This is a genomic window from Patescibacteria group bacterium, from assembly GCA_034660655.1.
Classification (GTDB): Bacteria; Patescibacteriota; Patescibacteriia; order JAACEG01; family JAACEG01; genus JAACEG01.
The window spans coordinates 1-7,386 of the sequence record JAYEJU010000028.1 but is presented as its reverse complement, the minus strand read 5'-3'; the positions used below and the strand labels follow the sequence as shown (position 1 = coordinate 7,386).

Sequence of the window (7,386 nt, the reverse complement as noted above, 5' to 3'; positions counted from 1 at the left end):
TAGCTTTTAGCTTCCTTAGCTTTTAGATTGGAGCGGGTAACGGGAATTGAACCCGTGTTTCTACCTTGGCAAGGTAATGTAATAGCCACTATACGATACCCGCGAAGTCAATTTTTAATGATTAATTTTCAATTTCCAATGAATTTCCAATTATTTAATTTTAAAATAATAATACAAAACTAATGAAATTAAAAGCTAACGAAGCTAAAAGCTAATAAAGCTAATATTTATTTATTTTCTTTTTCTATTTCTTTTCCGCCAGCTGGCGGATTTTTTTTGTTATCTTTGATTTTTTCTTGCTTTTCTTTTACTTTTTCATTTTTTATTTCTTTATCCTCTTTCTTTTCTTTCTTAGGTTTTTCTTCCACGGCAGATTTTTTTACTTTTGATTTTTTGTCAGATAACGGATTATTTTTTTTATCTTCTTTTTTTTCATCTTTTTCATCATAGTTTTTATGATTTTTTTTTAATGCTTTGATTGACAGGCCTAAACGATGATCATTTGGTTCAACTGAAACAATCCTAAATTTTTTCTTTTCTCCTATTTTAGCAAATTTTTTCAAATCATCAATGTTTTCATCAGAAAGTTCAGAAATGTGAGCTAAGCCGTGAATATTTTTATCCAGTTCTACAAACAAACCAAAAGGATTTATTTTTAAAATTTTGCCTTCAATAATATCTCCTTTTTTATATTTTTTTTCAATATCTTTCCATGGGTCGTCTGTAATCTTTTTAATTGAAAGAAATATTTTTATTCCGTTAATTTCAATAATCTCAGCTTTAACTTTATCGTTAATTTTAACTATATTTTCTGGATTGTCAATTCTTTGCCATGCTATTTCAGAAATATGAATAAGTCCTTCTAAACCGTCAAATTTTATAAAAATTCCAAAGTCTGTTATGGCTGATATTATTCCTTCAACAACATCGCCTACTTTGTATTTAGAAATTTGTTTTTTTTGTTTTTCCTGCATTGCTTGCTTTTCTGAAACAATTAGCTTTTCTTCTTTCTCATCTAAATTAATAATTACGGCATCAAAAGTTTCTCCAATAAATGATTTTAATTTGTCTAAAATTTTTGTTTTGTCACCTCCAGAAACTCTTGGATAATGTTTTGTTGATAATTGTGACACAGGCAAAAATCCTTTGCTTCGTCCAACCATAACTAATAGTCCTCCTTTATTCGCGTCAATTATTTTTACGTTTAATTTTTCTTTTTTCTCATAAAGCTTGTTTAATTTTTCCCAAGCTTTTTGATGGCCAGCTTTTCTTAATGAAAGTTCTATTTCCCCTTTTTCATTTTCCAATTCTAAAACCATAGCCTCAATTTCATCACCCTCTTTTATGTTTGAATATTCTCCTGATTCATCAATCATCTCATATCCTCTTACTAATCCAGTTGTAATCCCGTCAATATTTATGTAAACTCCTCTTTTAGAAACATTAAGAACAGTACCTTTTATGGTATCGTTGACTTTAGGCAATTTGACTAAATTCTTTTCTAATAATTTTTTAAATTTTCCTTCATCTTTTTTGTTTTTAGTGTTTGCATCCATAAAGTTGCTTATCTTAAAATAAATACGGCCTAGTAAATGGCCATATTAATTTAAAGATTTAATTTTGGTTAGTAAATTAAATTAATTAATTAGGCTGCTAAGCAGAGCTTGAGCAGATATAAATATAATATTAAAAATCTATTTTTTGTCAATAATAATAACAAAAAATATTTATAATTTATTAAATATTTACGCATTGACAAAACAGAATTTTTATGCTATAATAATTGTATAAGTTAAAAGAAAGGGGGTGTTTTTATGGGAAAAAATTATGAAGAAATCAATTTAGGTGAAGATGTTGAAGTTAATGAAAATAAAGAAAATGAAAAAGATAAAGAAATGAAAGATAAGATGGAAAAAATAAGAGAAGAAAATAGAAATATTGCAACCGTGGCATTTTCAACATTAGCAGTTTGTTCAACTATTATCGCGGGAACTATTGTGGCGACAGTTTCTCTTTTATAAAAAAATTAAAATGTTCTTTAACAATTTAAACACAAAATACTATTCTTTAATATTAAAGAGTATATTATTATCTTTTAATAAGATAAAAAATCAAAGAAAACAAAAACAAAAACAAAAATAAGCAGTTAAAACTGCTTTTTTTGTTTGCAAAAATTTTTCAAAATGTTAAGCTATAAATAATTTAATTTTGTTGCGAAACGAATCATTCATTTTGAGTTTTGCATTTTGCATTTTGCATTTTAATTATGTCTTTTTCAATCGGTATTGTTGGCTTGCCTAATGTTGGGAAATCAACTCTTTTTCAAGCTTTAACAAAAAAACAGGTTGACGCGCAAAATTATCCGTTTTGCACAATTGATCCCAACGTTGGGACAGTAAAAGTTCCTGATAAAAAATTGGATAAACTCGCTGATGTTTTGCGAGCAACAAAAAAAATTTCCACAATTATTGAATTTGTTGACATCGCTGGGCTGGTTAAAGGCGCGAGCCAAGGCGAAGGGCTTGGCAATAAATTTTTATCAAATATTAGAGAGGTGAACGCTATTTGCCATGTCGCGCGCGATTTTGAAGACGCAAATATCACTCATGTTCATAATAAAATTAAACCAAAAGACGATATTCAAATAATCAATATGGAATTAATTTTGTCTGATTTAGAAACAGTATTAAACAAAATAAAAAAAATAGAAAAGCAAATAAAAGGCAAAAGCGATAAAATAACAGAAAAAATGTTAGTTGTGTTAAAAAAAGCGGAAAAATGTTTGCAAGCTGAAAAATTGGTGATAGAAGCTGATTTAGATGATGAAGAAAAAAAAATAATTAATAGCCTGAATTTGCTTACTTTAAAGCCAATGATTTATTTAAGAAATATTAATGAAAAATCAGAAACAAAATCTGAAATAAAAGAAAAATTAGGAGCTATTGAAATGAATATAAAAATGGAAGCTGAACTTGCTGGGCTAAACGACGAGGAAGCCAAAGAATATAGAAAGGATCTCGGATTTCAAGAAAGCGGTTTAGACAAATTGATCATTGCTTCTTATAAAATATTGGATTTAATAACTTTTTACAGCGCTTCTTTTAAAAATATCAATCAGGCATGGACAATAAAACAAGGAACTAAAGCTCCGCAAGCCGCCGGCGTAATTCATAGCGATTTTGAAAAAGGATTTATCCGCGTTGAAGTTATTAACATTGATAAATTGATAGAGCTTGGTTCGGAAATTGTCGCGAAAGAAAAAGGCGCGATACGCGCCGAAGGAAAAAATTATGTAATGCAAGAAGGCGATGTCTGCAATTTTTTGTTTAATAAATAAAAAACAGTCCCTATAAGAAGAACGGTTTAATTGATTGTTATTTGATTTTATCTATCAGACTTCATTATAAAATTTAATATTTTGCCACAGAAACATTAAATTCTCTCATAACATGCCAACTCCAGAATTCCTAAAAAGTTCAAAGTTTCTTTTTTTGATTGAGTTTCAGAAATACGACTATAATCTTTTTCGCATCTGTCGCAATATATTTTAAAGGGGTCTAATTCTGACGTGGTATTTGTAACAAAATATTTTGTGGAAGAAATTAAACGGAAATAATTCCAAAAAATGCTTCCTTTTTTAAATTCAGGCTTGTTGTGATAAATGAAAATCAAACGAGCAATACTAAATGATATTAAGATAATTCCAAATAATGTAACTATAAAATTTTCTACTAACAACATTTCGTTGTTTTTATTTATTTTTATTTAATTAAAATATATTGCTAATAATTATTTTTATCAAGCCAAGAATATAAATTTTATGCTTTTTCAAAAATAAAAATTTCGCGGGCGATTTTTTGATTAGGCGTTTGCCTCGCGTAAATTATTGATCCTCTATTGGTTATTTCTATTGAGGAAGCCAAATCATTTGGCAAAAATTTAACGATTTTAAAACCAGATAATTTGATTTTATCTAAAATATCGAGATAAATTAGCTTGTTATTTTTTTTATCTTTAATCGCTGGAAAAATAATAACTATTTTTCCGTCTTTTTTCAAAATTTTTTTAAATTCTTTAAACGCGCTTAAATACAATTCAGATAATTCTGAAATTAAATTCGTAATTCGTAATTCGTAATTGATAATTCGTAATTGATAATTGTTTGTTGTTGGTCCTAAATACGGTTCCGTGATTATCGCGTCAACTGAATTTGCTTTGATTTTTTGCGATAAATTTTTAACATCTGATCTCACTAATTGAATCCCGCAAAAATCTGCGGGAGAAAATTGAAAATTATTTTTTAGCCATTCCAAATTTTTTCTACTGTCGCTTATTGCTTTTTCGCTTAAATCAGATCCTGTGACATTTTGAAAATTCATTAAAAGAGCTTCCTGTAAAATAGTTCCTGAGCCGCAAAAAGGATCTAAAATTATGTCTAATTTATCGCAACAAGCCAAATTTATCATTATTTGAGCGAGTTTTGGCGGCATTGTTCCCGAAGTCATATCTCTTGTCGGACGATTAAAATCTCTATGGCTGTATTTTTCAAAATCCTGAATTGCCAATGTTTTGCCTAAATAAAATTTTTCTTCTATTTTAAAGATATAAATTTCAGCTCCTTTTTTGATTAAGCTATTTTTACCCACAACAACAGATGACAAGGCGGTTTCTTTTGCTTCTACCCAGCGTGAATTCATTGATTTTAAACGTAATTCTTTTTTAATCTGGATAGCCAAGTTTTTAATAAATTTTTTTTCAATCACTTCTTCCGCGCTGAATCCGAATATGGTTTTGCCTGTTGTTTTGCTAAATAATGGTAAAATATTTTTAGCGTTTATTTGTTTTAAATTTGTAAATTCTTTTTTTATTTCGCCAATTTTGATAGAACCGCCAAGGCTGTTTAAAAGATTTTTACAATTTAATTTTTTGTTTGTTTTTAAAAACAAAGTTTTTTTGCCAATTTTAAAAGCATTAAAAGCTAAGTTTAGCTTTTTAATTTCTTGTTTGTTTAGAATTTCAGCTATTGACAAGTTTTTGTTTTGCCCTAAAATAAAAAAATAGTTATTCATAGCAAGGTTTATAAAGTTTAAAGTTATAGTAAGTATAATTTATTATTTAAATAATTCAAATATAATCGCAAAATCCCTTTTTTTAAAAAAGTTTCTATAATTAATTTAAATTTAAATTATAGATTTTGCGTCAAAAATTATGAACTACGAAATTCTTTACATTATTCCCGCTAAATATTCTGAAACAGAAATTCAGGAAATAGATAAAAAAATTTTGTCTATTTTAAAAGAATGCGGGGCATCTGTCGTAAAAACAGACAATTGGGGCAAGAAAAAATTAGCTTATCAGATAAAACAATATCGTTATGGGTATTATACATTAGTTATATTTTTTGCTGAAACAGATGTTGTTAAAAAAATTACGCAAAAATTAAACATTAATCAGGATATTATAAGATTTCAAATTGTGAAAGAGATTAAACAGTTAAAAAGAGTAAAAAAAATAAAAACAGAGCCAAAAATTGAAAAAGTAAAAGAAGAAGATAAAAAAATAGAAGATAAAAAATCAGAAAAAATAGAAACAAAAGATACAGAAGAAAAAGAAAAAAAGATTGAAAAAAATAAAGATAACAAAAAAAATCCGCAAGCTGGCGGAAAAGAAAAAAAATCAGAAAAAAAAGATCTTAGCATTGACGAGTTAGACGAAAAATTAGACAAATTATTAAACGACGCTATATAATAATTATTAAATTAAATTTATGGATTTGAACAAAGCAATGATTATTGGCAGATTAACACGGGATCCTGACGTTAGAACCATTCCTTCGGGGCAAACAGTCGCGTCTTTTTCAGTAGCAACTAATTTAACTTGGATGGATCAATCAGGCCAAAAACAAGAAAAAGTTGAATTTCACAATGTTGTTGCTTGGAGAAAATTGGCGGAAATATGCGGACAGTATTTAAAAAAAGGAAAAAAAGTGTATATTGAAGGCAGACTGCAAACAAGAGATTGGGTAGGACAGGATGATGTAAAAAGATATCGCACTGAAATTGTAGCTATTAATATGATTATGCTAGACCGCGTTGAAAATTCTCAATTCGGGCAAAATCAGCCTAATTACGAAACATCTCAAAATCAAAGCGCTAAAAATGACACAGAGCCTGTAATTGAAATTCCAGATGATGAAAATAAGCAAGCAGGAAAACAACAATCTAATAGTAATGATATAAATGTGGAGGATATACCATTTTAACAAATACCTATGAATAAAAAAATTAATACACCTCAAAAAATTTATTGTCATTTTTGTGTAAATAATATACAAGAGATTGATTACAAAAATATTCAACTTTTGCGGCGTTTTATTTCTTCTTACGCCAAAATCAGGCCAAAAAGAAAAAGCCATGTTTGCTCAAAGCACCAAAGAAAATTGGCAAAAGCCATAAAAAGAGCGCGCATCATGGCGTTGCTTCCGTTTGTTAGCAGATAATTATTTCATAAGATAATTAAGATTTTTAAGATGGTTAGGATAGTTAAGATAAAATATTTATCCTTAAAGTCATAAAAATTCTAAATATCCTAAAGATTCTATAAAAAATCATGTTAAATTTTAATGAAATCAAATTAGGTTCCACTCTAAAATTTAATAATGAACCATATATTGTTATTTTTGCCCAGCATTTAAAAATGGGCAGAGGCGGAGCTATTTTAAAAACAAAATTAAAAAATTTAATTAATGGAAGTGTTTTAGAGCATTCTATAAAAGGTTCTGATAAAATGGAAGAAGCTGACCTAGAAAGAACAAAGGCAAGTTTTTTATATAGTGAAGGAAGCGATTATTTTTTTATGGACGAAAGCGATTTTGAGCAATTTTCGCTTAATAAAAATATATTGGGAGATAAAGTCAGATTTTTAAAAGAAGGGACAATAGTAAATATTTTAAATTTTGAAAAAAAACCTGTTGCGATTGAATTGCCAACCAAAGTTGAATTAAAAGTAACATCAGCCCCGCCAGGGATTAAAGGAGACACGGCGCAAGGAGGCACAAAAGCAGTAACAGTTGAAACGGGAGCGACAATAAACGCTCCGCTATTTATTAACAATGATGATATTATAAGAGTTAACACGGAAACAGGGGAATATGTTGAAAGGGTTTGAGCAGAGTCAAAAAAATAGAATCAGAATGAAATAATAAAAATATATTTAAAAAAATTGTTGTAAAATAAGCGCGACCGCACATTTTTTACAACAATTGAAAATGTTAAAAATAATGTTTCAAAATTTTATTTTAATATTTCACTCAAAATAATATTTGCAATTTTTGGCACGTTTTTGCTTTTATGGTAAATTAAAATTATTAAAAAGATAAAAATTTGT

Annotated in this window: 9 protein-coding genes and 1 tRNA gene; 6 read left to right on the top strand and 4 right to left on the bottom strand. The window is 28.0% G+C overall.

Annotation, left to right across the window (positions count from 1 at the left end):
* Positions 1-28 precede the first annotated feature (28 nt).
* Both U9O55_02270 and U9O55_02265 read right to left on the bottom strand, forming a co-directional pair.
* Positions 29-103: transfer RNA gene (locus U9O55_02270), tRNA-Gly, on the bottom strand.
* 124 nt (positions 104-227) lie between these two features.
* Positions 228-1,556, bottom strand: coding sequence for a S1 RNA-binding domain-containing protein (locus U9O55_02265; protein MEA2088642.1), 1,329 nt, complete (start codon positions 1,554-1,556; stop codon positions 228-230).
* A gap of 258 nt (positions 1,557-1,814) precedes the next feature.
* Between U9O55_02265 and U9O55_02260 the strand changes: the two genes are divergently transcribed.
* A complete protein-coding gene (locus U9O55_02260) occupies positions 1,815-2,021 on the top strand; it encodes a hypothetical protein (protein MEA2088641.1) in 207 nt (68 codons plus the stop codon).
* Positions 2,022-2,266: 245 nt separating this feature from the next.
* Positions 2,267-3,337 (top strand): redox-regulated ATPase YchF, encoded by a 1,071-nt coding sequence (gene ychF / locus U9O55_02255; protein MEA2088640.1) that lies wholly within the window; start codon positions 2,267-2,269, stop codon positions 3,335-3,337.
* Between the two features lie 95 nt (positions 3,338-3,432).
* Here the strand turns inward: ychF and U9O55_02250 are convergent, their stop codons facing one another.
* Complete coding sequence (locus U9O55_02250) at positions 3,433-3,741, bottom strand: hypothetical protein (protein MEA2088639.1); 309 nt, start codon at positions 3,739-3,741, stop codon at positions 3,433-3,435.
* Positions 3,742-3,818: 77 nt separating this feature from the next.
* Positions 3,819-5,069, bottom strand: a complete 1,251-nt coding sequence (locus tag U9O55_02245; GenBank protein ID MEA2088638.1) for a DNA methyltransferase — start codon at positions 5,067-5,069, stop codon at positions 3,819-3,821.
* Between the two features lie 139 nt (positions 5,070-5,208).
* On the opposite strand from U9O55_02245, the gene rpsF reads away from it, so the two are divergent.
* From rpsF to efp, 4 genes are all read left to right on the top strand, one after another.
* The gene (gene rpsF, locus U9O55_02240; GenBank protein ID MEA2088637.1) at positions 5,209-5,748 is read left to right on the top strand and encodes a 30S ribosomal protein S6; all 540 of its coding nucleotides are present in this window, start codon (positions 5,209-5,211) and stop codon (positions 5,746-5,748) included.
* Positions 5,749-5,767: 19 nt separating this feature from the next.
* Positions 5,768-6,262, top strand: a complete 495-nt coding sequence (locus U9O55_02235; protein MEA2088636.1) for a single-stranded DNA-binding protein — start codon at positions 5,768-5,770, stop codon at positions 6,260-6,262.
* A gap of 9 nt (positions 6,263-6,271) precedes the next feature.
* Positions 6,272-6,499, top strand: a complete 228-nt coding sequence (gene rpsR, locus U9O55_02230) for a 30S ribosomal protein S18 (GenBank protein MEA2088635.1) — start codon at positions 6,272-6,274, stop codon at positions 6,497-6,499.
* A 110-nt stretch (positions 6,500-6,609) separates the two neighbouring features.
* Positions 6,610-7,167, top strand: coding sequence for an elongation factor P (efp, locus tag U9O55_02225; GenBank protein ID MEA2088634.1), 558 nt, complete (start codon positions 6,610-6,612; stop codon positions 7,165-7,167).
* Positions 7,168-7,386 lie beyond the last annotated feature (219 nt).

What these genes read in the sequence shown, in the direction of transcription:
- U9O55_02250 (MEA2088639.1), bottom strand. Translation starts at nt 3,741, where the DNA reads ATGTTGTTAGTAGAAAATTTTATAGTTACATTATTTGGAATTATCTTA.
- rpsR (MEA2088635.1), top strand. Translation starts at nt 6,272, where the DNA reads ATGAATAAAAAAATTAATACACCTCAAAAAATTTATTGTCATTTTTGT.
- U9O55_02235 (MEA2088636.1), top strand. Translation starts at nt 5,768, where the DNA reads ATGGATTTGAACAAAGCAATGATTATTGGCAGATTAACACGGGATCCT.
- U9O55_02260 (MEA2088641.1), top strand. Translation starts at nt 1,815, where the DNA reads ATGGGAAAAAATTATGAAGAAATCAATTTAGGTGAAGATGTTGAAGTT.
- U9O55_02265 (MEA2088642.1), bottom strand. Translation starts at nt 1,556, where the DNA reads ATGGATGCAAACACTAAAAACAAAAAAGATGAAGGAAAATTTAAAAAA.
- U9O55_02245 (MEA2088638.1), bottom strand. Translation starts at nt 5,069, where the DNA reads ATGAATAACTATTTTTTTATTTTAGGGCAAAACAAAAACTTGTCAATA.
- efp (MEA2088634.1), top strand. Translation starts at nt 6,610, where the DNA reads ATGTTAAATTTTAATGAAATCAAATTAGGTTCCACTCTAAAATTTAAT.
- rpsF (MEA2088637.1), top strand. Translation starts at nt 5,209, where the DNA reads ATGAACTACGAAATTCTTTACATTATTCCCGCTAAATATTCTGAAACA.
- ychF (MEA2088640.1), top strand. Translation starts at nt 2,267, where the DNA reads ATGTCTTTTTCAATCGGTATTGTTGGCTTGCCTAATGTTGGGAAATCA.